This is a genomic window from Bradyrhizobium sp. YCK136, assembly GCF_044570075.1.
In the GTDB taxonomy this organism is placed as follows: domain Bacteria; phylum Pseudomonadota; class Alphaproteobacteria; order Rhizobiales; family Xanthobacteraceae; genus Bradyrhizobium; species Bradyrhizobium diazoefficiens.
The window spans coordinates 6,222,574-6,247,406 of the sequence record NZ_CP172424.1 but is presented as its reverse complement, the minus strand read 5'-3'; the positions used below and the strand labels follow the sequence as shown (position 1 = coordinate 6,247,406).

General features: G+C 65.2%; 21 protein-coding genes and 1 pseudogene. 7 read left to right on the top strand and 15 right to left on the bottom strand.

Going from position 1 to position 24,833, the window contains the following annotated elements:
- The 3 genes from ACFLEY_RS30235 to ACFLEY_RS30225 are packed head-to-tail and all read left to right on the top strand — an operon-like array spanning position 1 to position 3,566.
- A complete protein-coding gene (locus tag ACFLEY_RS30235; RefSeq protein ID WP_028172153.1) occupies positions 1 to 1,014 on the top strand; it encodes an ABC transporter ATP-binding protein in 1,014 nt (337 codons plus the stop codon).
- Positions 1,011 to 2,015 (top strand): ABC transporter ATP-binding protein, encoded by a 1,005-nt coding sequence (locus ACFLEY_RS30230; protein ID WP_060911269.1) that lies wholly within the window; start codon positions 1,011 to 1,013, stop codon positions 2,013 to 2,015. The genes ACFLEY_RS30235 and ACFLEY_RS30230 overlap by 4 nt, the downstream gene beginning before the upstream one ends.
- Before the next feature lie 54 nt (positions 2,016 to 2,069).
- Positions 2,070 to 3,566: an ABC transporter substrate-binding protein gene (locus ACFLEY_RS30225; RefSeq protein WP_028172151.1), complete on the top strand. Its 1,497-nt coding sequence runs from the start codon at positions 2,070 to 2,072 to the stop codon at positions 3,564 to 3,566.
- A 418-nt stretch (positions 3,567 to 3,984) separates the two neighbouring features.
- Here the strand turns inward: ACFLEY_RS30225 and ACFLEY_RS30220 are convergent, their stop codons facing one another.
- The 3 genes from ACFLEY_RS30220 to ACFLEY_RS30210 all read right to left on the bottom strand — a co-directional run bounded on the left by ACFLEY_RS30220 (position 3,985) and on the right by ACFLEY_RS30210 (position 6,363).
- Entirely contained in the window at positions 3,985 to 5,253 is a 1,269-nt protein-coding gene (locus ACFLEY_RS30220) for an IS256 family transposase (protein ID WP_038952271.1), read from the bottom strand.
- Positions 5,254 to 5,797: 544 nt separating this feature from the next.
- Entirely contained in the window at positions 5,798 to 6,181 is a 384-nt protein-coding gene (locus ACFLEY_RS30215) for a hypothetical protein (protein ID WP_231166669.1), read from the bottom strand.
- A gap of 8 nt (positions 6,182 to 6,189) precedes the next feature.
- Positions 6,190 to 6,363, bottom strand: coding sequence for a hypothetical protein (locus tag ACFLEY_RS30210; protein ID WP_165448148.1), 174 nt, complete (start codon positions 6,361 to 6,363; stop codon positions 6,190 to 6,192).
- A gap of 184 nt (positions 6,364 to 6,547) precedes the next feature.
- Between ACFLEY_RS30210 and ACFLEY_RS30205 the strand changes: the two are divergent.
- A pseudogene (locus tag ACFLEY_RS30205) lies at positions 6,548 to 6,729 on the top strand (ABC transporter substrate-binding protein); the annotation flags it as partial.
- Between the two features lie 702 nt (positions 6,730 to 7,431).
- The gene (gene tnpC, locus ACFLEY_RS30200; RefSeq protein WP_224517700.1) at positions 7,432 to 8,976 is read left to right on the top strand and encodes an IS66 family transposase; all 1,545 of its coding nucleotides are present in this window, start codon (positions 7,432 to 7,434) and stop codon (positions 8,974 to 8,976) included.
- 200 nt (positions 8,977 to 9,176) lie between these two features.
- Here the strand turns inward: tnpC and ACFLEY_RS30195 are convergent, their stop codons facing one another.
- The 10 genes from ACFLEY_RS30195 to ACFLEY_RS30150 all read right to left on the bottom strand — a co-directional run bounded on the left by ACFLEY_RS30195 (position 9,177) and on the right by ACFLEY_RS30150 (position 18,961).
- Positions 9,177 to 10,730 (bottom strand): hydantoinase/oxoprolinase N-terminal domain-containing protein, encoded by a 1,554-nt coding sequence (locus ACFLEY_RS30195; protein WP_060911270.1) that lies wholly within the window; start codon positions 10,728 to 10,730, stop codon positions 9,177 to 9,179.
- Positions 10,731 to 10,736: 6 nt separating this feature from the next.
- Entirely contained in the window at positions 10,737 to 11,843 is a 1,107-nt protein-coding gene (locus ACFLEY_RS30190) for a DUF917 domain-containing protein (RefSeq protein WP_060911271.1), read from the bottom strand.
- Positions 11,840 to 12,526 carry an AroM family protein gene (locus ACFLEY_RS30185; protein ID WP_060911272.1) on the bottom strand — a complete coding sequence of 229 codons (687 nt, stop codon included), beginning with the start codon at positions 12,524 to 12,526 and terminating at the stop codon, positions 11,840 to 11,842. Before ACFLEY_RS30185 ends, ACFLEY_RS30190 begins: the two co-directional genes overlap by 4 nt.
- Before the next feature lie 2 nt (positions 12,527 to 12,528).
- Positions 12,529 to 13,611, bottom strand: a complete 1,083-nt coding sequence (locus tag ACFLEY_RS30180; protein WP_060911273.1) for an ABC transporter ATP-binding protein — start codon at positions 13,609 to 13,611, stop codon at positions 12,529 to 12,531.
- Entirely contained in the window at positions 13,608 to 14,672 is a 1,065-nt protein-coding gene (locus tag ACFLEY_RS30175) for an ABC transporter substrate-binding protein (RefSeq protein ID WP_060911274.1), read from the bottom strand. Before ACFLEY_RS30175 ends, ACFLEY_RS30180 begins: the two co-directional genes overlap by 4 nt.
- A 28-nt stretch (positions 14,673 to 14,700) precedes the next feature.
- Positions 14,701 to 15,567, bottom strand: coding sequence for an ABC transporter permease (locus tag ACFLEY_RS30170; RefSeq protein ID WP_060911275.1), 867 nt, complete (start codon positions 15,565 to 15,567; stop codon positions 14,701 to 14,703).
- Positions 15,568 to 15,575: 8 nt separating this feature from the next.
- On the bottom strand, positions 15,576 to 16,451 hold the full coding sequence (locus tag ACFLEY_RS30165) for an ABC transporter permease (protein ID WP_060911276.1): 876 nt from the start codon (positions 16,449 to 16,451) through the stop codon (positions 15,576 to 15,578).
- Positions 16,448 to 17,230 (bottom strand): IclR family transcriptional regulator, encoded by a 783-nt coding sequence (locus tag ACFLEY_RS30160; RefSeq protein ID WP_011086029.1) that lies wholly within the window; start codon positions 17,228 to 17,230, stop codon positions 16,448 to 16,450. Before ACFLEY_RS30160 ends, ACFLEY_RS30165 begins: the two co-directional genes overlap by 4 nt.
- 169 nt (positions 17,231 to 17,399) lie before the next feature.
- Entirely contained in the window at positions 17,400 to 18,026 is a 627-nt protein-coding gene (locus tag ACFLEY_RS30155; RefSeq protein WP_060911277.1) for an alpha/beta hydrolase, read from the bottom strand.
- Positions 18,023 to 18,961, bottom strand: a complete 939-nt coding sequence (locus ACFLEY_RS30150) for a ring-cleaving dioxygenase (RefSeq protein WP_211433305.1) — start codon at positions 18,959 to 18,961, stop codon at positions 18,023 to 18,025. Before ACFLEY_RS30150 ends, ACFLEY_RS30155 begins: the two co-directional genes overlap by 4 nt.
- 127 nt (positions 18,962 to 19,088) lie before the next feature.
- Between ACFLEY_RS30150 and ACFLEY_RS30145 the strand changes: the two genes are divergently transcribed.
- Complete coding sequence (locus ACFLEY_RS30145; protein WP_060911278.1) at positions 19,089 to 20,012, top strand: LysR family transcriptional regulator; 924 nt, start codon at positions 19,089 to 19,091, stop codon at positions 20,010 to 20,012.
- Here the strand turns inward: ACFLEY_RS30145 and ACFLEY_RS30140 are convergent.
- Together ACFLEY_RS30140 and ACFLEY_RS30135 are read right to left on the bottom strand one after the other, a co-directional pair.
- Positions 20,005 to 22,698, bottom strand: coding sequence for a hybrid sensor histidine kinase/response regulator (locus tag ACFLEY_RS30140; RefSeq protein ID WP_211433306.1), 2,694 nt, complete (start codon positions 22,696 to 22,698; stop codon positions 20,005 to 20,007). The two genes, ACFLEY_RS30145 and ACFLEY_RS30140, sit on opposite strands and share 8 nt — an antisense overlap.
- Complete coding sequence (locus ACFLEY_RS30135; protein ID WP_060913005.1) at positions 22,695 to 23,726, bottom strand: ABC transporter substrate-binding protein; 1,032 nt, start codon at positions 23,724 to 23,726, stop codon at positions 22,695 to 22,697. The genes ACFLEY_RS30140 and ACFLEY_RS30135 overlap by 4 nt, the downstream gene beginning before the upstream one ends.
- A gap of 294 nt (positions 23,727 to 24,020) precedes the next feature.
- Here ACFLEY_RS30135 and ACFLEY_RS30130 point away from each other — a divergent pair, with 294 nt between their 5' ends.
- The gene (locus ACFLEY_RS30130) at positions 24,021 to 24,767 is read left to right on the top strand and encodes a hypothetical protein (protein WP_028172137.1); all 747 of its coding nucleotides are present in this window, start codon (positions 24,021 to 24,023) and stop codon (positions 24,765 to 24,767) included.
- Positions 24,768 to 24,833: the final 66 nt, after the last annotated feature.

Sequence of the window (24,833 nt, the reverse complement as noted above, 5' to 3'; positions counted from 1 at the left end):
ATGGCTGAGCGCTCCACCATGCCGCTGATCGAGGTTGATAATCTCGGCGTTCGTCTCAACACCAGCCGCGGGCCTGCGCAGGCCGTGCGCGGCGTCAGCTTCTCGCTCAAGCGCGGCGAGACGCTCGGGCTCGTCGGCGAATCCGGCTGCGGCAAGTCGGTGACCGCGATGTCCCTGATGGGCCTGTTGCCGGACAGCGCCGTCGTCACCGGCAGCATCAAGCTCGATGGCAGCGAGCTCGCCGGGCTTGCGGACGCGGATTACTGCCGCCTGCGCGGCAACCGCATCAGCATGATCTTCCAGGAGCCGATGACCGCGCTCAATCCGATGCACACGATCGGCCACCAGGTCGCCGAGCCGCTGCGGCGTCACAAGAACTACTCGGCGTCGCAGGCGCGGAAGGAGACGATCGCCTTGCTCGACCGCGTCGGGCTGCCCGATCCGGCGCGGCGCGTCGATGCCTATCCGCACCAGTTCTCCGGTGGCCAGCGCCAGCGCATCACCATTGCGATGGCGCTCGCCTGCGAGCCCGACCTGTTGATCGCGGACGAGCCGACCACGGCGCTCGACGTCACCATCCAGGGCCAGATCCTCGACCTCATCGCCGATCTCGTCGAGGAGCGCGGCATGTCGATGATCCTGATCTCGCACGATCTTGGCGTCATCGCCGAGAACGTGCAGCGCATGATGGTGATGTATGGCGGCACCGTGGTCGAGAGCGGGCCGACCGACGAGGTGTTCCGCCGCATGGGCCATCCCTATACGCAAGGCCTGTTCCGCGCCCGTCCGAAGCTCGGCGCGCGCAAGGGGACGCGGCTGAAGACGATCTCGGGCACCGTGCCGGAGCTCGCGGATCTTCCGGCCGGCTGCACCTTCTCCGCGCGATGTCCGCTCGTGATCGATCGGTGCCGCGCCGCGCTGCCGGCGATGGTCGAGGTCGGACCCGGTCATGTCGTGCGCTGCGTGCGCACCGATGTCTCGATGGCCGAGAATGTCGGAGCCCTGTCCGCATGAGCACCGCGCCTCTTCTCGACGTCAGGGATCTGGAGCAGCGCTACATGCTGCCGCGCGAGAGCCTGTTCCGTCCGCCCGGGCAGGTGCGCGCGCTCAACGGCGTGAGCGTGCAGGTCCTGCCCGGCAAGAGCCTCGGCATCGTCGGCGAGTCCGGTTCGGGCAAGTCGACCTTCGCGCGCGTCGTGATGGCGCTGGAGCGGCCGACGTCGGGGCAGGTCGCGCTGCTCGGCCGCGACCTCAACCGCCTCCCGGCCGACGAGCTGCGCCGTGCGCGTCGCGATTTCCAGATAGTGTTCCAGGACCCTTACGGCTCGCTCGATCCGCGCCAGACCATCGCGCGCATCGTTGCCGAGCCATTGACCGTGCTGGACGGCGCCGATCGCACCACGTTCCGGGAACGCGTCGCCGCGGTGCTGCGCCAGGTCGGCTTGCGCGATGCCGACATGGACAAATATCCGCACGAATTCTCCGGCGGCCAGCGCCAGCGCATCGCGATCGCGCGCGCCCTGATCACCCAGCCTAAGCTGATCGTCGCCGACGAGCCGGTCTCGGCGCTTGACGTTTCCGTGCAGGCCCAGGTCCTGAACCTGATGCAGGACCTTCAGGACCAGTTCGGCCTGAGCTATGTCCTGATCAGCCATGACCTCGCCGTCGTCGACTATCTCTGCGATGAGGTCGCGGTGATGTATCTCGGCCGGATCGTCGAGCAGGGGCGGCCGGAGGATCTGTTCGAGCGCTGCGCCCATCCCTATACGCGGGCGCTCCTGGATGCCGTGCCGCGGGCGCGCGCGGGCGGCGGCCGGCGCCGGCGCGGGGCCCAGGCGATCGCCTCGCAATCGGCGGCCGCCACGGGGTGTCCCTATGTCGCGCGTTGCGCGCTCGCCGACCAGCATTGCCGCGAGGCCCTGCCTGAGCTACGCAAGGTGGGCGAGGGACACCTTGCCGCCTGTCACAAGGCGGAGGCCGTGATGGCGTTGCCGCCGCCCGCTGCGGAGGGTTAGTCTCGGGCGCAGGATTGGCGTAGACTGGGAATTGAGAAGGCAGGGGAGTTACGCATGTTCAGGAAACTATCCATCGTCGCACTCACTGCCGCGTTTGTCGCGGCGCCGCTGCCGGTGCTGGCACAAAGCAAGAAGGACAGCGTCGTCATGGCGATGGCGCTGGAGCCGCCGGGTCTCGATCCCACCAACGCGGCCGCTGCCGCAATCGCCGAAGTCGCGCTCTACAACATCTACGAGACCCTGACCAAGATCAACGAGGACGGCACCACCTCGCCGCTGCTGGCGGAGAGCTGGACCGCTTCGCCCGACCTGAAGACCTACACCTTCAAGCTGCGCAAGGGCGTCAAGTTCCACAACGGCGAGCCGTTCGACTCCGCCGCGGTGAAGTTCTCGTTCGAGCGCAACGCGGTGCCGACCAGCACCAACAAGGACAAGAGCCTGTTCCAGAGCTTCGAGTCCGTTGCCGCGCCCGACGCCGACACGGTCGTGATCACCCTGAAGAATTCCGAGCCGAACCTGCCGTTCCTGCTGGGGCAGGCGAGCGGCTCGATCGTCGAGCCGAAGAGCGCGCCGACCAATGTCACGCAGCCGGTCGGCACCGGGCCGTATCAGCTCGGCGCCTGGGCCAAGGGTTCCTCGATGACCCTGACCAAATGGGCCGACTATCGCAACGCCGCGGCGATCAAGCTGTCGAAGGTGACGATCCGCTTCATCTCCGATCCGGCGGCGCAAACCGCGGCGCTGCTCTCCGGCGACGTCGATGCCTTCCCGCGCGTCGCGGCCCAGCGCACCATTGCCCAGTTCAAGGCCGATCCGCGTTTCACGGTTCTGGTCGGCGGCTCCAAGGCCAAGACCATCGTCGCGATCAACGAGCGCAAGAAGCCGCTCGATGACGTCCGCGTCCGCCGCGCCATCCTCGCCGCGATCGACCGCAAGGCCATGATCGACGGTGCCGTCGACGGCTTCGGCACGCCGATCGGCAGCTTCTACGTGCCGGGATCGCTCGGCTATGTCGACACGACAGGCATCAACCCCTACGACCCCGAGAAGGCCAAGAAGCTGCTCGCCGAGGCCGGCGTCACCACGCCGCTCGAATTGTCGCTGAAGCTGCCGCCGCCGTCCTATGCGCGGCAGGGCGGCGAGATCGTCGCAGCCCAGCTCGCCAAGGTCGGCATCATCGCCAAGATCGAGAACGTCGAATGGGCGCAATGGCTGTCGCAGGTATTCGCCGGCAATGGTCCGCACAATTTCGACCTCACCATCGTCAGCCATGTTGAGCCGTTCGACCTCGTGAAGATCACCGAGCCGGACTACTATCTCGGCTACAACAACGAGGCGTTCAACGCGCTCTACAAGCAGATCGTGTCCACGCCCGACGAGGCCGCCCGCGCCAAGCTGCTCGGCGACGCCCAGCGCATGCTGGCCACCGACGCCGTCTCCGCCTACATGTACCAGCCGCAGCTCATCACCATCACAGCCAAGAAGCTGAAAGGCGTCTGGAAGGACGTCCCGCAATACGAGAACGATTTCTCGACCTGGTATTGGGAGTAGGGGGCACCCTCGTCGTTCGAGGCGCGCCCTGCCCGTTGCTGTGCCCTCTCCCCTTGTGGGAGAGGGCGGCGACGCCGGTAGACACTGACTCGCAAGGTGAGGGGTCTGTCTCCGCACACGAATCTCGCGAGATGAATTCGCGGAGAGCGCGATTTTAAGCCGACCATCCGGTGGCGGTCTCTAGAGCCCTGGCCTCAGCCCACGGCGCGCCGATCCAGACATCGCGCTCGTTAAGGAACTGGTTACCCGTCACTGTCACCATTTGCATATAGCTCGTCGCCATGCGCGGCAGCGTATTCTAAGAACGGTTGGATATTTCGACACGCCCGGTTGGCGGTCTCTTTCAGGAGAGGCCCAATGTTTAAGGGCTTTACGGTGGCAGTTGGAGCTATGGCTGATTTTGGGTGACGCGGCCTGATCAGGCGGCGTGGCTTTCAGTGTTCGGAATGACTTCGATTCCGTCGATGAACTTTACACCGGCGATGACTTTCGGCAACTGGTTCGTGCTCTTCAATCGCCGCCAGGTCTTCGATGCGGCGTCGATGAGCTTGAACACCATCAGCTTCGCAGTTTGTTGCGACAGCGATCCCTTGGTCCGCACCGTTCGGTGGCGCACCGTGGCGAAGACGCTCTCGATCGGGTTCGAGCTGCGTAGGTGGATCCAGTGCTCAGCAGGGAAGTCGAAGAAGGCGAGCAGCGCATGGCGATCCTTGATCAGGCACTCCACCGCACGTCCGTATTTGACGTGGTATTTCTCGACGAAGACGTCGATCGCGGTTTCAGCTTCGGCCCGGTGTGGGGCCAGATAGATGTTCCGCAGGTCGTTCTTCATGGGGCCCTGCACGGATTTGGCGACCTTGTCGAGTACGTTGCTCACTTTATGGCACCAGCATCGTTGGTGCCGCGTGCCGGGAAAGGCCTCGTCCAGTGCCTTCCAGAAGCCGAGGGCGCCGTCGCCGATGGCGAGTTGCGGGGCAATCCGTAACCCGCGTTGCCGCAGGTCGATCAGGAGTTCGCGCCAGCTCTGCGCGCTCTCGCGCACGCCGACCTGGAAGCCGATCAGCTCCTTCTTGCCTTCCGGCGTGGTGCCAATCAGCACCAGCATGCATTCGCTGTGATCTTCCATGCGGGCCTGCAGGTACACGCCATCGGCCCAGATGTAGACATAGCGACGCGCCGACAGATCGCGTCTCTGCCAGCGTTCGTACTCGACCTGCCAATCGGCCTTCAGGCCGGCGATCACCGAAGGCGACAGGTTCGGCGCATCCTTGCCGAGCAGCGCCGAGAGCGCCTCCTGGAAGTCGCCGGTCGAGATGCCGCGCAAATAGAGGACCGGGATCAAGGCATCCAGGCTCTTCGTCCGCCGCGCCCATAGCGGCAGGATTGCCGAACTGAAGCGGAGGCGGTCGCCTGGCCCGCTCGCTCCGCGGTCGCGGACCTTGGGACGAGCGACCTCCACCGGACCGATGCCGGTCGCAATCTCGCGCACCGGACCGTGCCCATGTCGGACCAGGCGCGCTCGACCGTCGGGCAGCGTCAGATTGGCCGTGCTGGCCAGAAACGCGCCAACCTCGATCTCGATCGCCCTGGCAAGCAGGTCCCGCGCGCCGGCTCGAACGATATCGGTCAGTGGATCATCAACCGCGGACGGCTGACGGAAAGCAAGAACATTGGTAGTCTCGGTCATGGCGTATCGCTCTCCTCGAGAGGTTCTGGCAGGCTCGTCACCCGCCTCGATACGCCGCCTTCCTCACACCGTCATCACCCAGATTCCGCCATAGCTCTGGCAGTTGTGGCGCTGATTAGCACAGCGCAAGTGGATCGATACCTAACCAACGGTCGGTACACCGACGCGGCCATGGCCATGCTGCGGCAGATCAGGCACGCGTTTGGGTTTTGAGATACCCTTGGGAACAATTTTTAGGTGCTTTGATGGAAGGCATCTTGTGGACTGATCTCGACGCGGATGAGCAACGCGCCCTTGCGACCTTGGGAGCCGGACTTTCTATCGAGCTGTGTGACCCCGTTGCTCTCCTGACTTTAAGGCGGCTCGGTCTGATCGTAGGCTCTCATTTGACGGCTGCTGCGCACGAGTTGCGGAGGGGCGTTGTTCTGGACGAACTCAGGCGCGTGATTGCATGATGTAACCAAGCGCACGGCCGCGAACAGGCAGTCGAAAGTCCTCGCCCGCGATAAGCGGTATGCAGGATCGCTTAGGTCGTTAGTATCGGTCAGTCATGCCCTGTGTTTGAGCTGGAGATGATCCTGGCACGCCATCGCTCTTCAAAAGTGTCAGGGCCCTCTTTCAGTGCCAACGCTCGTGCATCCAGGGGATTGCCGGGCTTGCTAGCTATGACAATGCCTGTCGCTTCTCCGCGAGCACCGAGTTGGGGGGACCGCTCCATAGGCCATTCCAGCAATGCTTTCGACAGCATGGGCTTACCCGCGTACCAGCATTTTCGTCCGTCAATGAGACGATAAGACCACCATTGCCCTTGCGGATTTGGCGGCATTGCGGTGCTGCATTGTTGCTTGGCATGCACGCTGGTCATTTCGAGCAATGAGAGCGCAGCAATGCAAACGGTTAAAGCAAACGATCGAAGGGGTTTGCTCATGGACGCGCTCAATTGCCCTGTTGCTGCAATCGACTTACGGCAACGATCAAGGCAGGCCGTTCGAGGACTTCCACCAACTTTTCAAGGATAAGCGCATTATCCTTGGGGCAGGGCTGAAGGTATTCTTCCAGTATGAGTTGCGCGTCGCTAATCGCTTCCAGGGCTAATTGCTGATCAGTCATCACTGCTTACTCATCAATTAGTTGCGCCAGGAAAGCGAGCGGAGAGAGAAATCAAGTCAGCTTTGAGGAATATCCCCGCTCTTCTTTTCACTTTTTATTTCAAGTTCTCGGCTTCCCGCTGTTTGTCTCGATGTCGTCGGGGTCAATGTTGCGCAAATAGTCCCGCGAGGGTGTGTCGCGAGCGAGGGGCGCGGCGACCAACGTCACGCAGCCGGTCGGGACAGGGCCGTACCAGCTCGGCGCTTGGGCCAAGGGCTCCTCGATCACGCTCAACAATGGGCCGACTACCGCAACGCCTCGGCGATCAAGCTGTCGAAGGTGACGATCCGCTTCATCTCCGATCCGGCCGCTCAGGCCGCACCGCTGCGTTGCCATCAACGAGCGGCCTGTATCTCAATTCCCACACTTGCGATCAAAAGAGATCCGTTTGTCGCTTTTCGAACAGACGGAAAAAGCCTGGTCCGTTCCAATTCCCCAACGATTGAAAACAGTCATCGGTTGGGGGAGACGATGGTACGTTCCCTGCTCATTGAGCTGGCGCGCGATAAATATGTCGAGCGTTGCAAGCAACGGGCCTTCGATCATCTGGACCGACGCGATCTCAAGAACGCGGTCGCCTCGTTTGTCGCCAATATCAACGCGCGTCCTGATCGCGAACTGCCATCCTACTTGGCAACGCTTGGCGCTTTGCTGCTTCGGGCCAGTTCGGGCGGGCTGAGGTATGAGTCGTCATGCTCCCATCGGCTGCGCTGGGCAGTTACCTTGATGGCGGCGGCACGACGGAGGCGCTGCGGCTTTTCCCTTCTCGCCGCCTGCGAGGTTCGGCTTGCGGGGACCTCAAAGACCGCAATACGGCGATCGAGTTGCCATAGCAGGGCTGAACTGGAAGCGAGTGGGCGAACGGATTGTCGCGACGCCAGCTGCGGCGAACTGACTCAGACCCGACAACCTGTTTCGCGCGGGGCTTTGGGATGATAGCTTGCGGATGTGCCGCCGTCCCCCATTGATCCCGCCCGTCTTGCAGCGCTGCCCGCCGATTTGCGCGCGCTCTTCCGCGCGCAGGAAGCGATGATTGAAGCCGAGCGTCGTCGCGCAGACGATGAATGCTCGGCGCGCCTTCATGTCGAGAGTGAACTGGCTGCGTCCAAAGAGAGCGTCGAACGCCTCGAACTGCTCGTGAAGGAGTACGAGCGCGCACGTTTCGGTAAACGCTCGGAAAAGTTCAATCCCGATCAGATGCAACTGGTTCTCGAGGACATCGAGATTGCCATCGCCGAAGTCCAGGAACGCCAGGACGATCGTGCGCGCCGCGCCGGCACGGCGCCGTCCAGCCGCCGGACCAGGCGCGCTGCCCGTGCCTTTCCCGCGCACCTGCCGCGCATCGAGCAGGTGATCGAACCCGAGAACCTCGAGTGTCCCTGCGGCTGCGGCCGGATGGTCCAGATCGGCGAGGATCGCTCCCGCCGTCTCGATGTCATGGCCGCCCAGTATCGTGTGATCGAGACGGTGCGACCGCGCTACGCCTGCGCAAAGGGCTGCACCGGTGTTGCTCAGGCGCCGGCGCCCGCCCATCTCGTGGAGGGTGGCATCCCCACCGAGGCGCTGCTGGCGCAGGTGGCGGTCGCCAAGTTCAGCGAGCACATGCCACTCTATCGTCAGTCGCAGGTTCTGGCTCGGCATGGCATCTTCATCGATCGCGCCGTTCTGGCAGACTGGATGGGAACGGTCGCCTTCCACCTCGCGCCGCTGGTCGAGCGCATGAGCGTCGTGATGAAGCAATCGGGCCGCTTGTTCATAGACGAGACCAGGGCGCCTGTGCTCGATCCGGGCCGGGGCCGAACGAAGACCGGCTATCTGTGGGCTGTCCTGCGCGACGATCGCGGCCACGGCGGCGCTGATCCACCAATCGTGGTCTACCACTACGCGCCAGGACGCGGTGGTGACCATGCTGAGCGCATCCTCGAGGGCTTCGACGGCATCCTTCAGGTCGACGGATACCAGGGCTATCATCGGCTCGCACGGCCCAAGCGCAAAGGCGGCGTGCCGCTGCGGCTGGCCGCATGTTGGTCCCACTCAAGGCGCAAGATCATCGCAGCGACTCCGAAAGCCGGCTCACCCATCGCCGAAGCCGTTCTCGCGCGCATCGCCGCACTCTATGCGATCGAGAAGGAGATCCGTGGCGCCGACGCCCCGGCTCGGCAAACGACCCGTAACGAGCGATCACGGCCGCTCGTCGCTGAACTCGAGAGGTTTCTGCGCGAGCAAGCCGCTCGCCTGTCGCCGGGCAGCGAGATGGGCAAGGCGATCGCCTATCTCCTGAACCATTGGGATGGCCTCACCTTGTTTCTCGACGATGGTTGCGTTGAGATGGACACCAATCCCGTCGAAAATCAAATCAGGCCGCTGACTCTGACGCGTAAAAATAGTTTATTTGCTGGTCACGACGAAGGTGGTCGTTCATGGGCGCGCATAGCTTCGCTCATCGCCACCTGCAAAATCAACAGCGTGGAGCCCTACGTCTGGATGAAAGCGACGCTCAAAGCGATCGCAACCGGTCACCCGCAGTCCCGGATCGACGAGCTCCTGCCCTGGTCGTTCGGCCGCACCTCGTAATTCTCCGTCGTTGCCGCCTCCATACCCCCCGCCAACGATTTGCAAACACGTTGATCAACAGCCTGCAATCCCCACGCCAAACCTTTGCGAATGGGACGCGAACGTCGCTTACTGTGCATGGGGTTGTTTTCGAGTTTTATTTTGACAGGGGTGGAGGCCGACACGCGAGGTCGTCGTGCCGGGCTCCCGGCCCGCATCCGCTACGCCGCCGCCGGCAGATCCGGATCGGCGATCGCGCCGGCGACACGGACACGCACGCGCAGCGCGTTGCCGGGCAGATAGGCGATCGGCATGTCCTCGACATCGACGGTCTTGAGGCTGTCGCGTGCCGCACCTGCCTGCACCGCGCGGTCCGCCGCGATGTCGCGCGCGGCTGCGATCGCGTCCTCGCGGCTGAGGTCGCGGAACACCTGGTCGGCTTCGCCGCTGACCTGCGCGATCGCGGCGCCCACCGCGTTGGCGCAGTCGCCGTGCGGTACGCGCACGATCTCGGAGATGCCGGGCAGGCGGTCCGGCACCAGGAAGGCGCCGCCGCCGACCGCGAGCAGCGGTACGTCGCCGGCCTCGGTCTTCATGCGGTCGATGTCCTCCTCCAGCTTGCGCCAGGCATCGCGCAGCGCGGCCTCGATCAGGCGCTTTGGCAGTTTGGCGACGCGCGAGCGGTCGCCGATGTCGATGAGACCTGCGGCCACCGCAATGTCGGTGGCGGTGAGGCGCGAGCCGCCGAACACCAGAGCATCCGACGTCAGGCGGTAGCCGACGCTGAGCGGGCCGACGCGAACCGGGTCCTCGTCGACATGGCTGCCGCCGCCGAGCCCGATCGAGAGCAGGTCGGGCATCCGGAACAGCGTGCGGACGCCGCCGACCTCGACCACGGCATTGGCCTCGCGCGGAAAGCCGTGACGAAGCTGGCCGATGTCGCTTGTGGTGCCGCCGACATCCACGACCATGGCGTCGTCGAGGCCGGACAGATGGGCGGCGCCGCGCATCGAATTGGTGGCGCCGGAGGCAAAGCTCATCACCGGGAAGGCAGTGGCGATCTCGGCCTGCATCACCGTGCCGTCGTTCTGGGTCAGGAACAGCGGCGCGTCGATGCCGCTGTCGGCGATCGCCTTGCGGAAGGCCGCAACCGTGGTGACCGCGAGATCGTGCAGGGAGGCATTGAGCAGCGCGGCATTCTCGCGCTCCAGAAGACCGATGCGGCCGAGATCGTGCGACAGCGTCACCGCGACGTCGGGACAGATCTCCGCGAGGATTTCGCGCGCTGTCGTCTCGCAGGAGGGATCGAGCGGCGAGAAGCTCGAGCACACCGCGACCGAGCGCAGGCCCTTGGCCCTGATTTTTCGCGCGGCCTCCTTCAGCCTGGCGGTGTCGAGCGGCATGAACGGGCGGCCGTCGTAATCGTGGCCGCCCTCCAGCATGAAGATCTCGCCGTTGACGAGGCTGGCCAGATCCGTCGGCCAGTCGCAGAACGGCGGCAGCGAGGCGCTTGCCGGCATGCCGATGCGGATCGCGCCGATCTTCTGCACATGGCGGCGCTGTACCACTGCATTGATGAAGTGCGTGGTGCCGATCACGACCGCATCGACCTTCACCGCGGCGGCGGGCTCGGCGCGCAGCGCCTTGAGGGCGTCGAGGATGCCCGAGGTCACGTCGGCGGTGGTCGGACGCTTGACGGAATGGACGACCTTCTCGTCGACGATCAGCACGGCGTCCGTGTTGGTGCCGCCGACATCGATGCCAATACGCTTCATGGGATCTTAAGCTCCTGCCTCAGCGGGCGCGAAGAGGGAACGGTAGTCGAGGTCGTAGCCGAAGGCGCGCGGGCCGACGAATTCGAGACCCCGGGGACTCGTCAGCACGGCCGGCGCCGGCAGCGCCACGACGGTGACGCGCTGGCCATAGCGCACCGTTTCGGTGCCGACGCCGTGGCCGTTGACGCTGTCGAGCACGCAGATCAGATCGGGCGATGTCGCGATCGCTTCCTCGCCGCGCCAGGCCACGATCCATTCGTTCTGGAACGAGAGTGTTAGCTTTGTGCCGCGATCCGCGTCGCTGCCGTCGACCATGGCCGAACCGCGCAAGAATCCTTCCGTCGTGCGCCGGGCGACGTCGACGATCTTGCCGGTGAAGAGTTTCTTGCCGCCTTCGGTCGAAAGCAGCGCGGCGATCGGATCCTCGTGACGACGATTTGCCTCCTGCACGGCGCGACCGATGCGGATCGCCTTGGTGGTCGTGAAGTGGATGCCCCAGTCCTTCACCTCGCGTCCGGTGCGCGGCGCCTTGCTGGTGGAGGCGATCGAGCCCATCTCGACGCAGATCTTGCGGCTCGCCCGCTCCATCCACTTCCAGCTCGGCACCTTGGTGACGACGGCCTCGATGCCGCGGGGATCGTGGAGGGTGCAGGGATAGGGACGCAGGTCCCCGATCGCGACCGAGGTCATCTGCGCCTCGGGGAAGGCGCGGCCCATGCAGTCGGCGTCGACCACGGGAATGCCGAGATGCGCGGCCGCCATCAGCGCCTGCACGCCGTTGCCGCCGCCGATCTCGACCGACATCACGGCGCGGAACTTGATGCCATTGATCTCTTCCTGCATCCGCACGGCGCGCGCGATGTTGCGGCTGTCCGCGAGGCGCTCCTGTCCGACCAGCGGCGCGCCCATGTTGGAGACCACCGCGACCCAGTCCTCGTCGTCGAGATCGAGCGGCGACATCAACTGCACACGATGGCCTTCGGCGTAGAGTCGGCGCAGATTGAGCAGGCCGAGATAAGGGCTGCCGCCGCCGCCGGTGCCGAGAATCCAGGCGCCGACCGCGAGCGCCTCGATCTCCTCGAGGCTGATCGTCTTCAATTCCACCTTGCTCACGACACCAGTTCCTCGACGATGCGGGCCGCGGCGGCAATGCCGAGGATCACGGGACCCGGATAGGCCGTGCGCACGCGCGCCTTGTTGGCGCTGGTGTAGCTGATGCAATCCATCACCACGAGATCGGGCTCGAGGTCCGCCATCGTGCGTGCGGCTTCGTCGACGACGGCGTCGCTCGAACCGGGTCGCAGCGTGATGCCGACGACCTCGACGCCGTCGCACTGCCATTTCTTGTCGATCAGTACGGTCTGCTCGGGCAGCGGCGAGAACACGCCGAGCCGGCCTTTCGGCAGCACGGCCTCGACGAGATTGTGCAGGATGGCCGAGGGCAGGATGACGAGGCCATCCGCCGCGAGGTTGGGAAACTTGCCGGTGCAGGCCATCAGCGTCACGCCGACGCCCTCGTGCTTGAAGCGGGTGATCTGCTGGCTCGCGCGGCGCTCGACTTCCTTCTTGCTGATGGTGACGCCGTCGCCGTTTGGCAGCAGCGTGAACAGCGTGTCGTAGCCGTCCATCGGCGGGATGGCGTCGATCTCGGCGCGGCTCATGCCGTCGAGCGCGCCGCGCAGCTCGATCTCGATGCCCGGCGACAGCACGGCGGCGATCTCGGAGGCGACGGTGGGACGCGGGCTCTGGCCGATCACGACCACCCCGATGCGCTGGTGCTTCAATGGCATGTTCATGGCTAGTCCTTCAAGACGACGAGATCGGCCGGCGTCCAGTGGAGCGTGACACCGTTGCCGGGAACGAACAGGCGGCTCGTGCCTGCATTGGGCTGTTGCACGAGGACACGATGGCCGCCCTCGAGCGTGATCCGGTAGAGCACCGCGCCGCCGAGGAAGTTGGTGTTCTCGACGATGCCGTGGGCGGAGCTGCCGGCTGCGGTGGCGTCAGTGCGCGGGATGAGGCGAATCTTTTCGGGGCGCAGAGCGACCGAGAGAACGCCGGTGCCCTGCGCTTCGGAGGACGGCAGCGCCAGGATCAGGCCTTTGCCGGCGTCGAGCGCCGGGCCGCCCGCGCTCGTCATGGTGCGCTCGCCACGAAAGATGTTGGTGTCGCCGATGAAGTCGGCGACAAAGCGCGTCGTGGGCTGGTTGTAGATCTCGGTCGGCGTGCCGACCTGCTCGACACGGCCGCCGTTCATCACGGCGATGCGGTCGGACATTGCGAGGGCCTCCTCCTGGTCGTGGGTGACGAAGACCAGGGTCAGGCCGAGCTTCTTCTGGAGCTGCTTGAGCTCGAATTGCATCTGCTGGCGCAGTTTCTTGTCCAGCGCGCCGAGCGGCTCGTCGCAGAGCAGGACGCGCGGTGCGATCACGATGGCGCGGGCAAGCGCGACGCGCTGCTGCTGGCCGCCGGAGAGCTGGGCTGGGCGGCGGTCCTCGAGGCCGGACAGCTCGACCATGGCGAGCGCCGCCTTCACCTTGGCTGCGATGCTCGCCTTGTCGAGCCCGCGCATGCGCAGGCCGAAGGCGACGTTCTCGGCGACGGTGCGATGCGGGAACAGCGCGTAGTTCTGGAACACCATGCCCATGTCGCGCTTGTGCGCGGGCACATGGGTGATGTCGGCGCCGTCGACGCGGATCGCGCCGGCGCTCGGCGTCTCGAAGCCGGCAATCATGCGCAGCGTCGTGGTCTTGCCGCAGCCGGACGGGCCGAGCAGGGAGAAGAACTCGCCCTGCCTGATGTCCATCGCGACCGCGTCCACCGCGCGCACGCCGCCGTCATAGACCTTGCTGACGCCGGCGATTTCGATCGATGCGCTCATGCGCGGAAGATCCGGTTGACGCGCTGGTCGATCTCGTCCTTGCGCTCGTTGTACCACTTCCAGTCGACCTGGATCAGCTTCGAGACCTTCTCGGGCGTGGTGAGCAGCTTGGCGTCATACTTGGCGTCGAGCTTCACGCGTCTGTTGGCCGGGGAATACCACACGGTCTCCGCAAGGCGCTTCTGCACCTCCGGGCGCAGCATGTAGTTCACGTAGGCGTTGGCAAGCTCCTTCATCTTGCTGCCGGGCGTGATGGTCAGGACCTGCTCGAGCGACAAGACGCCTTCGCTCGGCGAGACGAAATCGGTCGGCTGGTTCTGGCCGTCATAGCGGTAGATGCCGGAATCGTGGATGACGCAGAGGCCGACTTCGCCGGACAGCAGCATCTTCTCCATCGCGCCGGTGAAATCGACGATCTTGATCGGCTTGAGCTTCTCCAGCGCGGCATAGGCCGCGTCGAGATCGGTCTGGCCCTTGCCGAACAGGGTACCGCACATCATCAGGAAGGCCTGGCCGAGGCTGTTGACGGGAATGACGTAGCCGCCGCGGACGCCGTTGTATTTCGCGTCCCACAGCTCCTTCCACGAGGTGATGTTGCCGTAGCCCTTGTCGGTGCGAAGTCCAAGGCCGATGGCGCTGGTGAAGATCGAGACGCCGACGATCTTGTCGCTGATCGCGTAGGGGTAGACGTCGGCAAGGTTCGGGACGAGCTTGGGATCGATCTTCGGCTCGACCAGGCCCATCTCGGCCGCCGCCCACTGCTCATTGGAATTGGTGTGCAGCACGTCGTAGATCGGCGCCGAGCGCGAGCTTGCCTGGAGCTTCGGCAGATAGGGGAAGGCGGAGTCGGTCTGGAGCTTGCACTTGAACTCGCTCTCGAAGGCGGGGCCGATCTCGGCCTTCATGATCTCGCCCCACTTGCCGCCCCAGCCGGTGATGCGCAGCGTCGGATCGTCGGCGCGCGCGACATAGGGTGCGGCGATCGTGCCGATGCCGAGCGAGGCGCTCGCGGTCAGAAAGCGGCGGCGGCTGAGCCGTGAGGATCCCAGAGCTTTCATCATGTCTCGATTCCTTCGGTGCAATGAGCGGTTACAATTTGACGTAGGAGCGCAGGCCGACCGTGCGGTCGAGCCCGATGACGACGACAAAGGCGAGGACGATGGAGACCACCGAGGCGGCGCCGATGGTGCCGTCCAGATCGAACTTGAGATAGTTGAACAGCGTGACCGGCAGCGTCTCGTTGCCCGGACTGACCAGGAATAGCGACACCGGAAACTGGTCGAACGAGACGATGAAGGCGAAGATCGCCCCCGCCAGCACGCCCGGCTTGATCAGGGGCAGCGTCACCTCGAAGAAGGTGCGCAAGGGACTTGCGCCGAGATTGCGCGCGGCTTCCTCGAGGCGCAGGTCGAAATTATGCAACACGGCAAGCGTCGTGCGCACCACGTAAGGCAGCGTCACCAGCGTATGGCCGGCAACGAGGCCCCAGGTCGGACGTCCGACATCGAGCAGCACGTAGGTCTGGAACAGTGCAAGGCCCGTCAGGATCGCCGGCAGCATCAACGGCGAGAGCATCGTCGCGACGATCAGCCGCGTGCCCGGCAGATTGCCGCGCGCGAGCGCGAGCGCCGCGGAAGCGCCGAGGATCGTTGCCGATATGGTGGTGAGGACCGCGACTTCGAGGCTGAAGCCGAGCGCATGCATGAAGTCGCGCGAGGCGAAGAATTTCTCGAACCAGCGCAGCGACACGCCGACCGGCGGAAACTGGATGAACGGCGTCGGGTTCAGGGCGAACACGACGACGATCGCGATCGGTGCCAGCAGGAAGATCAGGATCGCGATGTTGCCGGCGAGATAGAGATAGCGGCCGTAGTGCCTGACGCTTCCCGTCGTCCGCGCGGGAGCTGCCTGCCGGGCCGCGGCGAGCGATGGGCTGTGCGAGGCGGTGGTTTGCATCGTCGGCCTCACTGCAATTCGCGCTGGCCGGAGACGAGGCCGAGCGCGCGGTTATAGGCGACGACGAGCCCGAGCGAGATCATCAGCAGGATGATGCCGAGCGCGGCGGCGAAGCCGACGTTGAAGTTCGCCGAGATCTGCTGGTAGATCAGGATCGGCAGCGTCATGATCTGGAAGCCGCCGAGCAGGATTGGCGTGACATAGGCGCTGATCGCCAGCGCAAACACCAGCAGCGAGCCGGCGAGGATGCCGGGCAGGCTCAAGGGCAGCGTCACCTCGAGGAAGGCGCGCAAGGGGCTCGCGCCGAGATTTTCCGCGGCCTGCTCCAGCCGCTCGTCGATGCGGCCGATCACGCCGGTCAGCGTCAGCACCATGAACGGAACGTAGATGTGGACGAGACCGACCACGATGCCAGTCTCGGTGTACATCAGCTTGAGCGGCTGGCTGATCACGCCGAGCGACATCAGGGTCTGGTTGACGACGCCCTTGTCGGAGAGCAGCGTCATCCAGGCGAAGGTGCGCACCACGATGCCGGTCAGCATCGGCGCCAGCACCGCCATCAGCAGCAGCGCGTGCCCGGTGCGGCTCTTGATGCGCGCCATCCAGTGCGCCAGCGGATAGCCGATCGCGAGCGCGACCAGCGTGGTTACGAGCCCGATCCAGATCGTGGTCCAGATCACCTCGAGATAAAAGGGATCGTCGATCATGCGGGCGTAGTGGCGCGTGGTGAAGGCGACCTTCGGCGCCACCACCGGATTGCCGGTGAGCACGCTCATCAGCGCCATCAGCCCGATCGGCAGGAAGAAGAAGAGGGCGAACAGCAGCGCGCTCGGCAGAATGAAGAGCGCAAGGCCGTTGGGGCGCTGGGTGGTGGCGCTGCTCATCGCGTCCCCGTCTGAACGCGCGCTGTATCCTGGTCGAGCGGATCGCCGGTCATGCGCCGCAATTTTGCGGCCATCGCCGCCAGCTCACGGCGGACATTGGCGCGCTCGGCGGCAGTGGTCGCCTGCACCGAATAGGACACCGCGATCCCGATCATCTCGCCGGTCTCGCCGCTCTTCAGCGCAAAGCCTTGCGAGCCGACGCCCTCGATCGATTCATCGGCCGCCTCGGACACGCCGGTGCGGCGGATCTCGTCGAGGCGCGCCATCAGCTGCTTGAAGTTCTGCGGCGAGTTGCGCGGCAGCTTTGGATAGGTCGCAGGCACCCGCGCGCGGACGTCCTCGTCGGCGAGGCGGGCGAGCATGGCGCGGCCGTTCGAGGTGGCGAGCGCCGGCGTGCGCTGGCCGGGCGGATTGACGACACGCAGGGGATTCGAGCCCGGAACGATCCGGAGCACGACCTGCTCGTAGCCGTCGAGCACGGCGATGTAGCCGGTGTGGCCGGTGCGCGCGCAGACCTCGCGCAGCTCGCGCTCGGCCATGCTGATGAGATCGTCATGGGCGCGGTGCAGCCGGCCGAGCTCGAAGGTGAGGAGGCCGGGGCGGTAGCGGCGGGTGTGCGGGTCCTGCTCGAGCAGACCGCAGTCGCGCAAGGAGCGCAGCAGCCGCGAGGTCGAGCTCTTCGGCTTGCCCGTCAGCGCCATCACGTCCGCGAACGACAGATCCGGCCGCGCGCTGGAAAAGCAGCGCAGGATCTCGATCGCGTTGGTGAGGGCGCTCATGCAGGTCGGTCCAAGGTAGTTCCATATTTCGGAACCTTGTCCCAAATCGCGCGGAAACGAGCAAGCGGAAATTTCCGGCAGGGTGGTGCCCGATTGCGCAGATGCGGCGGAAGGTCGCTCGGATATAACGAAGCGGCGCACCGCGGTGAGGCGGTGCGCCGCTTTGGGATCAGGCCGCTTCCGCGGCGACGTTGCCGATCCAGTCGCGGGCGAGCGTCACGTCGGCTTGCGACAATTGATGGCCCGCCGGCAGGACCTTGTGGGTCACGCTGGCGCCTGCTTGCGACAGTAGGGCTGCGAGCCGGGCCGAGTTGCTCGCCGGCACGATCGGATCAGCCTGTCCGGACAGGAGCAGGACGGGCTTGCCGCCGAGCTCGGCCTTGGGCGGATCTGACAGTGGCACCATGGCGCGCAGCAGGATCGCGCCTGCCAGCACGCCCGGCTGCAGCAGCAACAGCGCGGCTGCGATGTTGGCGCCGTTGGAGAAGCCGACAGCAACCGGCGCGGCGATGCCGTAGCGCTGCCGCGCCTCGCCAACGAAATCGCCGAGCTCGCGCGCACGCCGGCGCACATCGTCCTCGTCGAACACGCCCTCGGCAAGGCGGCGGAAGAAGCGCGGCATGCCGTGCTCGAGCACGCGGCCGCGCGGCGAGAGCAGGGCGGCACCGGGCGAGATCATCTTGCCGAGCCCGAGCAGGTCGTTCTCGTCGCCACCGGTGCCGTGCAGCAGCAGGAGCGGGGCCGAGCCCGCGTCGCGCGCGGGCTCGAAACGATGGATGAATGCACTCTCGGTCATGACACGCTCTCTTCCAGGCTCGGCAACACACCCTCGATCTGCTTGCGATGCGCTTCGAGGAAGGCCGGCAGCTTCAGGTCGCGTCCCAGCGTCGCAACGGGTTCGTCGACGGCGAAGCCGGGAATATCGGTCGCGATCTCGAACAGCACGCCGCCGGGCTCGCGGAAGTAGATCGAGCGGAAGTAGTTGCGGTCCCTCTGCTCGGTCGGGTGCAGGCCGTGATTGCTGACGAGCTTTTGCGCCATCGCTCCCTGCTCGGCGTCATCGGCCGCACGGAAGGCGATGTGGTGCACCGAGCCGCCGCCCTGATGGCCGCGCAAGAAGCCCTTGGCCTCGTAGATGTCGACGACGCTGCCCTCGGCATCGCCCGGCGCCTTGAAGCGGATCACCGAGCCCTCGCGTCCCGTCTCCTTGAAGCCGAATACGTCGGTGAGGACGGCGGCCGTCTTCGCCGCGCTGTCGAGCAGCAAGGTCACGCCGTGGAAGCCGCGGATCGCATGCTCGGCCGGCACGTCGCCATTGCTCCAGCCGGGCTCGTTCTCGGCACCGGGAACGCCGACGAGCGCGAGCGCCATGCCATCGGGGTCGGTGAACGGCAGCACGGACTCGCCGAAGCGCTTCTCCAGGGCTTCATAGGCGATGCCCTTCTCGGTGAAGCGCTGCGTCCAGTAGCCGAGCGAACGCTGAGGCACGCGGAAGGCGGTCTGATGGGTTTCGCCGACGCCGCGGCGCCCAGCCGGCACGCCGGCCCAGGGGAAGAAGGTCAGGATGGTGCCGGGGCGGCCGGTCTCGTCGCCATAATAGAAGTGATAGGTGCCGGGATCATCGAAATTGACCGTCTTCTTGACGAAGCGCAGGCCGAGATCCCTGATGTAAAAGCCGAAATTCCTGATGGGATCGCCGGCGATCGCGGTGACGTGGTGCAGTCCAGACATGTCGTCCTCCAAATTCGGGGAGCAGTCTTGCTCTGGCCGGAAATATCGTTCCGCTTTGGATTGGAGACAATCCATGCAAATATGACGTCTATGTCTACGATTTGGAAACAATCGCTGGAGCGGCAGCTTGGATAAGGTCGTTAGCCTCCGGGCCTTCGTGAAGGTGGTCGAAAGCGGCAGTTTTGCCGAGGCGGGCCGTCAGCTACGGCTGTCGCGGTCGGCGATCAGCAAATACATCGCCGACCTCGAGGAGAGCCTCGGCGTCCAGCTCCTGAACCGGACCACCCGCCACGCGAGCCCGACCGAGAACGGCCAGCGTTATTTCGAGCGCGCGGTCGTGATCCTCTCGGAGATCGAGGCCGCGGACCAGGCGGTGGCGCAAGCCCAGTCCGCGCCGCGCGGGCTGCTGCGCGTCAACGCGCCGATGTCGTTCGGCACCATGCGGCTCGGGCCGGTGCTCGCCGATTTCATGGCGCGCTTTGGCGAGCTTCAGCTCCAGATCGTGCTGAGCGACGATCTGCTGGATCCGGTCCAGGACGGCTTTGACGTGACGCTGCGGATCGCCGAACTGGAATCCTCCAGCCTGATCGCGCGCAAGATCACGCCGGTGGCGCGCATGATCTGCGCCTCGCCCGATTATCTCGCGCGGCACGGCACGCCAAAGCATCCGCAGGATCTGCGCGAGCATGCGTCGCTGACCTACGGCTTCCTGCTCACCGGCAATCAGTGGAAGCTTACCGGCGCGGATGGCGATCACTGGATCCAGCCGACCTGGTCGCTCTGCGTCAACAACGCCGAAGTGCTGCGCGACGTCGCGATCAAGGGCAGGGGGCTCGCGCTGCTCCCGGAGTTCATCGCCGCCGACGCTTTGCGGAAGGGCGAGTTGCTGACGGTGCTGGATGATTATTCGGCGCCGCCGCTCGCGCTCTATGCGGTCTATCCGCCGACGCGGCATTTGTCGGTGAAGGTACGGCTGTTCATTGATTTTCTGGTCGAGCGGTTTGGACGGGAGGATGAGGCGGGCGTACGCAGCCGCGCCGCGGCTAGCTGACCGAACGCTGTTCGACGGGCAGAAGCAATTCGTCCAGCGCGCTCATCGAAGCTTTCTGAAGGGCGGCAAGTTCGCGGGCGGCACCGTGGCATTCGGATGCGGACATCGTGGCTACCGCCAGCTCAACCTCGCGGCAGCGTTCGAACAGGCGAACGAGGCCGAGCGCGCTCGCCGCGCTGCCAAGCTGGTGTGCGGATCGCGCCAGCTGCAGGTGATCGCCGATCGCCGCAGCCTCGGCGATGTCCTCGATCAGTTGTTGGCTCGTTTGCCGCAAAAGCTGGTGGAGCTTGGCGATCTGCGTGGCGCCCAGCAGTTCTTTCTGGTCGTCGAGGAAATGCCGGTCGATCAACGCGCCTGCGGCGAGCCGCACTTCTGCCGGCTGGTCCGGCGGATCGTCCTCGATCGCCTCGCGCAGGGCATTGATCAGGATCGGCTTGCCGACAACCTTGGAGATCCCTGCACTGGCGAGCCGCTCGCGTGCGCTGCGCGAGACGTCGGCGGTCACGGCGATGATGCGCGGCATGCTCGGCAGACCGAGCTTGCCGATCTGCGAGGCCGCCTCCACGCCGTCCATGTCGGGCATGTGCAGATCCATCAGGATGATGTCGAACGCCTGATCGCGGGCGAGTGCGACGGCCGACGCGCCGTTTCTGGCGATGGTGGGATGATGGCCGAGTCGGTTCAGGATGGCTTCGCCGACCTGGCAATTGACCGGATCGTCGTCGACCAGCAGCACGCGAAGCCGCCGCGACGGCGGCGGAAGCGCACCTTGCGCGATGCCGCTCGCGGCAAGGCCGAGCGGTACTTCAAGCGCGAACGTGCTGCCTGCGCCCGGCGTGCTCTCCACCGTCAGCTCGCCGCGCATCAGGCGCGTCAGCCGCCGCGCGATCGCAAGGCCAAGGCCGGTGCCGCCGAACCGCCGTGCGATGCTATCGTCCGCCTGCACGAAATCCTCGAAGATCCGCTCGTGCATGTCCGGCGCGATGCCGATGCCGGTATCGCGAACCGTAATGCTCAGCAGGATGTGATCCTCGTGCTGCTCCGCTGACGCCTTCAGGCCGATCCCGCCGCGCGGAGTGAATTTGATGGCATTGCCGATCAAATTGAGCAGGATGCGATTGAGCCTGACAGGATCGCCGTGCACGGACGTGTTGACCGTCACGTCGCTGGCGAGATCGAAGGTCAGTCCCTTGCCGAAGGCCTGTGGGCGCATCAGATCGGCGGCGGCCTCGATGAGCTGATCGAGACGGAAGTCGCGCGTCTCCAGCGTTTCGGCGCTGGCCTCCAGACGCGCATATTCCAGGATGGCATCGACCAGCGCGATCAGCGTCTCGCCCGATGCGGCGGCGGTGGCGAGATGGCGTCGCTGCGCTTCGCCGAGGCTGCCGTCGTCCAGCAGTTGCAGCACGCCCATGACGCCGTTCAGCGGCGTGCGCAGCTCGTGGCTGACGACGGCGAGGAAGCGCGACTTGGTCTCGTTGGCCTGCACGGCAATGCTGCGCGCACGTTCGGCCGCGTCATGCTCGGCGAGGGCGTGGTCGCGCGCCTTCTCGAGCTCGGAGGTCCGCTCGATGACCTTGCGCTCGAGCGTCGCGTAGGATTCGCGCAAGTGCGCGGCCATCCGGTTGAACTGGTCGCCGAGCGCCTCCAGCTCGTCGCCGGTCTTGATCGCGAGCCGCAGGCCGAGATCGCCGCTGCCGATCCGGCGCGCACCCTGTGTCAGGATCTGGATCGGCACGGTCATGCGCCGGCTGAGAAAGAGCGAGACCAGCACCGCGCAGGCGAGCAGAGCGACCAGGAGAAACGTCGAGCGGCCGATCGACGCGTAGATCGGCGCATAGGCTTCGGTGAGCGGAAGCTCGACGAATACCAACCAGCCGAGCGAGGGCACCGTCGCATAGGTCGACAGCACGCGTTGACCGGACAGATCTTCCTTGACCAGGCCGCCTGACGGCGGCCCGACGCCATCGAGTGCGGCTCGAACGTCGGCATGTCCCGAAAGATCGCTGCGGCGTAGCGCCGGCCACAAATCGGGATGTGCGATCAACAGCCCCATGCGGTCGACCACATAGGCCTTGCCGGTGTTGCCGACCCTGATCCCCGCGACGAGGTCCCAGATGAAGCGCAGATTGACCTCGGCGACGATCACATTGGGACCGCGGCCGACCCCGCGCGCGGCGAGGGTCATGAACGGCTCGGTGTCGCCGATGAAGTAGACCGGCCCGTAATAGGTCCGGCTTTCGTTGGCGCCGCGGAAGGCGGGCGAAGCGGACAGGTCGATCTTGCTGCCGACCCTGTCCGCGACACGGCGCGACACGCGCACCTGCTCGCGGCCCTGCGCGTCGAGCTCGGCAATCTCCGCGATCGCAGGCGAGAGGCGCAGGAGGCGGATCGCGTTCAAGCGCTCGTCCTCGTTCGTCGACAGCTCCGGGGGCAGGCGGGAAAGCCATCTGATCTGGTTTTCGATCTGGCCGATGAACTGGCCGATCTGAATCGCCGCAGACGCTGCCTGCTCGCGCTGGGTTGCCGCGAGGAGCTGCTTCTGCTCGCGATAGGAGAACCAGACGTCGAAGCCGGTGTTGATGGCGAGCGCGGCAAAGGCGAGGGCGACGATCGAGTAGAGATATTTGCGGAACAGCCGGCCGGGAGGCGTCCGCAAATGTCCCTGGTCGACCTGCTCGTTCACTCGCGAATCTCGTCGGCGCGTGCGAGCAGCGTGAACGGTATGGTCAAATCCAGCGTACGGGCGACCGTGCGGTTGATCAGCAGCTCGTATTTGCGTGGCGATTGCACCGGGAGATCGCCGGCCTTGGTGCCGCGCAGGATCAGATCGACATAGTCGGCCGAGCGCACTTCGAGCGTCGGCCCGTAGCTCATCAGCCCGCCCGCATCCATGAAATAATGGAACGGATAGATCGTGGGGACGCGATATTTGGCCGCTGCCGCCACGACCGCCTGCCGGTGGATCACGAGGAAGCTGTCGACCAGCGCAACCATCGCCGCTTTGGGCGGCTCGGAGAGGCGCCTGATGACCTCGTCAATTTCCGTTGGCGCGTTGACGGGGGCGGGGACCACGGAGACGCCGCATGCTGCGGCCTCTTGCTCGATGGAGTCGAGGAAGAAGCGCCCGCCGCGCGGCGTGGTCGCCGGGTTGAACAGCACACCGACGCGCGCAACGTCAGGCACGGCCTCCCGGATGAGCTGAAGCCATTTGCCGCCCATCTCGGCGGAGCTGTTGGTGAAGCCGGTGACGTTGCCGCCGGGATGCGCGAGGCTCTCGACGAAGCCATTGCCGACGGGATCGTTGGCCGTCGCGAAGACGATCGGGATGGTTTTGGTAGCTGCCAGGACTGCCGCGGTTTCGATCGTCGAGCCGGTCAGGATCACGTCCGGCTTCAGCTCCAGCAATTCCTGGACCGCGGTCTTCAGTCTATCGGAGCTGCCGAAAGTCGAACGGAGTTCGAGGCGGAAGTTGACGCCTTCGACCCAGCCTCGCTGCCTCAAACCCACGATGAGGCCGCCGAGGCGGGAGGTCGGGCTGTCGGTCATGCTCCTTCTGGTCAATTCGTCGTCGAGCGGTAATCCCGTCAGCGAGGCGACGATCCGCATGCGATCAGATGTTGCGCCGAGCGCGAGCCATCCCGCAGCGCTTGTCCCCGCAAGGCGAATGAACCCGCGGCGATCGACCGCGAAAGCGGAAGGCCGTTCGGTCATGAAATTCTTTGCATGATGATTGCCCCAAGGCGGATGCTTAGCGCGAACCGCCGGCATCCACAATTGATGAAAAAATGCGCTTGTGAATGTTCATTCGCAGCGTTTGGCAACCCGATACCGTATTCCTACGCCGCTGAGGAGTCGCTGTTTCGAGCCTTGTCTGCTCCGTGATGTTTTGTAGCGCCTTATGGCATTGCAACATTTTCCGTCTCGGTTGCGACGGCGGTTCGGAGAAGCCGATTTCGTGACTGCCGATTTTTGAAGCGTTCTTTCAAGTTGTTTCGAAGGTTCTCGATGCGCAAAATCTATCTCGTTCCGGCCCTCGTCGGCCTTCTCACCTTTGTGGCTACAGGTCCGGTGGCGGCTCAGGGCGCCGTTCCAAAGCAGAAGGCGGCGCAAGCCCCGAAGGCTGCTGCGGCTGGGGCTGCTCCGGCGGCCGGCGCCCCGGCGGCGGCCACGACCGAGGCGCCGAGCGCCGGCGCGGACGACAAGGCAAAGTCAATCGACGGCTTCCGCTCCGCCAAGTTCGGCATGGGCGAAGCCGACGTGCGCGCGGCGATGATCAAGGACTTCAACGCCAAGCCCGACGCCATCAAGGCGCAGGACAACGCGTCCGAGCTGACGCATAGCATCCTCATGTCGGTTCCCGAGCTGCTGCCGAACGGCGGTACCGCCGAGCTTTCCTACGTGTTCGGCTACAAGTCCAAGTCGCTGATCCAGGTGGGCGCCGTCTGGTCGAAGGGGACCGACGCGGCGATAACGCCGGAAAAGCTGTTCTCCAACGCCAACATCCTGCGCGCCCATTTCATGGGCGAAGGCTTCAAGCCTGATTCCATCGCGGTCAACATGCCGGTTGCCGGCGGCATCGTGATGTTCCGCGGCAGCGACGCCAAGGACCGCTCGGTGATCCTGCTGCTCCAAGGCACGTTCGAGAACAAGGAGAACAACCAGCGTGTGCTGACCCCGACCAGCCTGCTGCTGTTCTACGTAGCCGACGCCAAGAGCCCCGACATCTTCAAGCTGCCGCCCGGCCAGTTCTGATGCCGGACGCCTTCGACGACATTCTCCCACCCGGTTGTGGATCGGCGCCAATGCCGATGAAGAGGA

Coding starts and splice junctions, on each gene's coding strand:
- ACFLEY_RS30220 (WP_038952271.1), bottom strand. CDS start 5,253: ATGACCGAGACTACCAATGTTCTTGCTTTCCGTCAGCCGTCCGCGGTT.
- ACFLEY_RS30235 (WP_028172153.1), top strand. CDS start 1: ATGGCTGAGCGCTCCACCATGCCGCTGATCGAGGTTGATAATCTCGGC.
- tnpC (WP_224517700.1), top strand. CDS start 7,432: ATGATTGAAGCCGAGCGTCGTCGCGCAGACGATGAATGCTCGGCGCGC.
- ACFLEY_RS30130 (WP_028172137.1), top strand. CDS start 24,021: ATGCGCAAAATCTATCTCGTTCCGGCCCTCGTCGGCCTTCTCACCTTT.
- ACFLEY_RS30215 (WP_231166669.1), bottom strand. CDS start 6,181: ATGAGCAAACCCCTTCGATCGTTTGCTTTAACCGTTTGCATTGCTGCG.
- ACFLEY_RS30230 (WP_060911269.1), top strand. CDS start 1,011: ATGAGCACCGCGCCTCTTCTCGACGTCAGGGATCTGGAGCAGCGCTAC.
- ACFLEY_RS30180 (WP_060911273.1), bottom strand. CDS start 13,611: ATGAGCGCATCGATCGAAATCGCCGGCGTCAGCAAGGTCTATGACGGC.
- ACFLEY_RS30225 (WP_028172151.1), top strand. CDS start 2,070: ATGTTCAGGAAACTATCCATCGTCGCACTCACTGCCGCGTTTGTCGCG.
- ACFLEY_RS30150 (WP_211433305.1), bottom strand. CDS start 18,961: ATGTCTGGACTGCACCACGTCACCGCGATCGCCGGCGATCCCATCAGG.
- ACFLEY_RS30155 (WP_060911277.1), bottom strand. CDS start 18,026: ATGACCGAGAGTGCATTCATCCATCGTTTCGAGCCCGCGCGCGACGCG.
- ACFLEY_RS30175 (WP_060911274.1), bottom strand. CDS start 14,672: ATGATGAAAGCTCTGGGATCCTCACGGCTCAGCCGCCGCCGCTTTCTG.
- ACFLEY_RS30160 (WP_011086029.1), bottom strand. CDS start 17,230: ATGAGCGCCCTCACCAACGCGATCGAGATCCTGCGCTGCTTTTCCAGC.
- ACFLEY_RS30185 (WP_060911272.1), bottom strand. CDS start 12,526: ATGAACATGCCATTGAAGCACCAGCGCATCGGGGTGGTCGTGATCGGC.
- ACFLEY_RS30165 (WP_060911276.1), bottom strand. CDS start 16,451: ATGAGCAGCGCCACCACCCAGCGCCCCAACGGCCTTGCGCTCTTCATT.
- ACFLEY_RS30135 (WP_060913005.1), bottom strand. CDS start 23,726: ATGACCGAACGGCCTTCCGCTTTCGCGGTCGATCGCCGCGGGTTCATT.
- ACFLEY_RS30195 (WP_060911270.1), bottom strand. CDS start 10,730: ATGAAGCGTATTGGCATCGATGTCGGCGGCACCAACACGGACGCCGTG.
- ACFLEY_RS30170 (WP_060911275.1), bottom strand. CDS start 15,567: ATGCAAACCACCGCCTCGCACAGCCCATCGCTCGCCGCGGCCCGGCAG.
- ACFLEY_RS30210 (WP_165448148.1), bottom strand. CDS start 6,363: ATGACTGATCAGCAATTAGCCCTGGAAGCGATTAGCGACGCGCAACTC.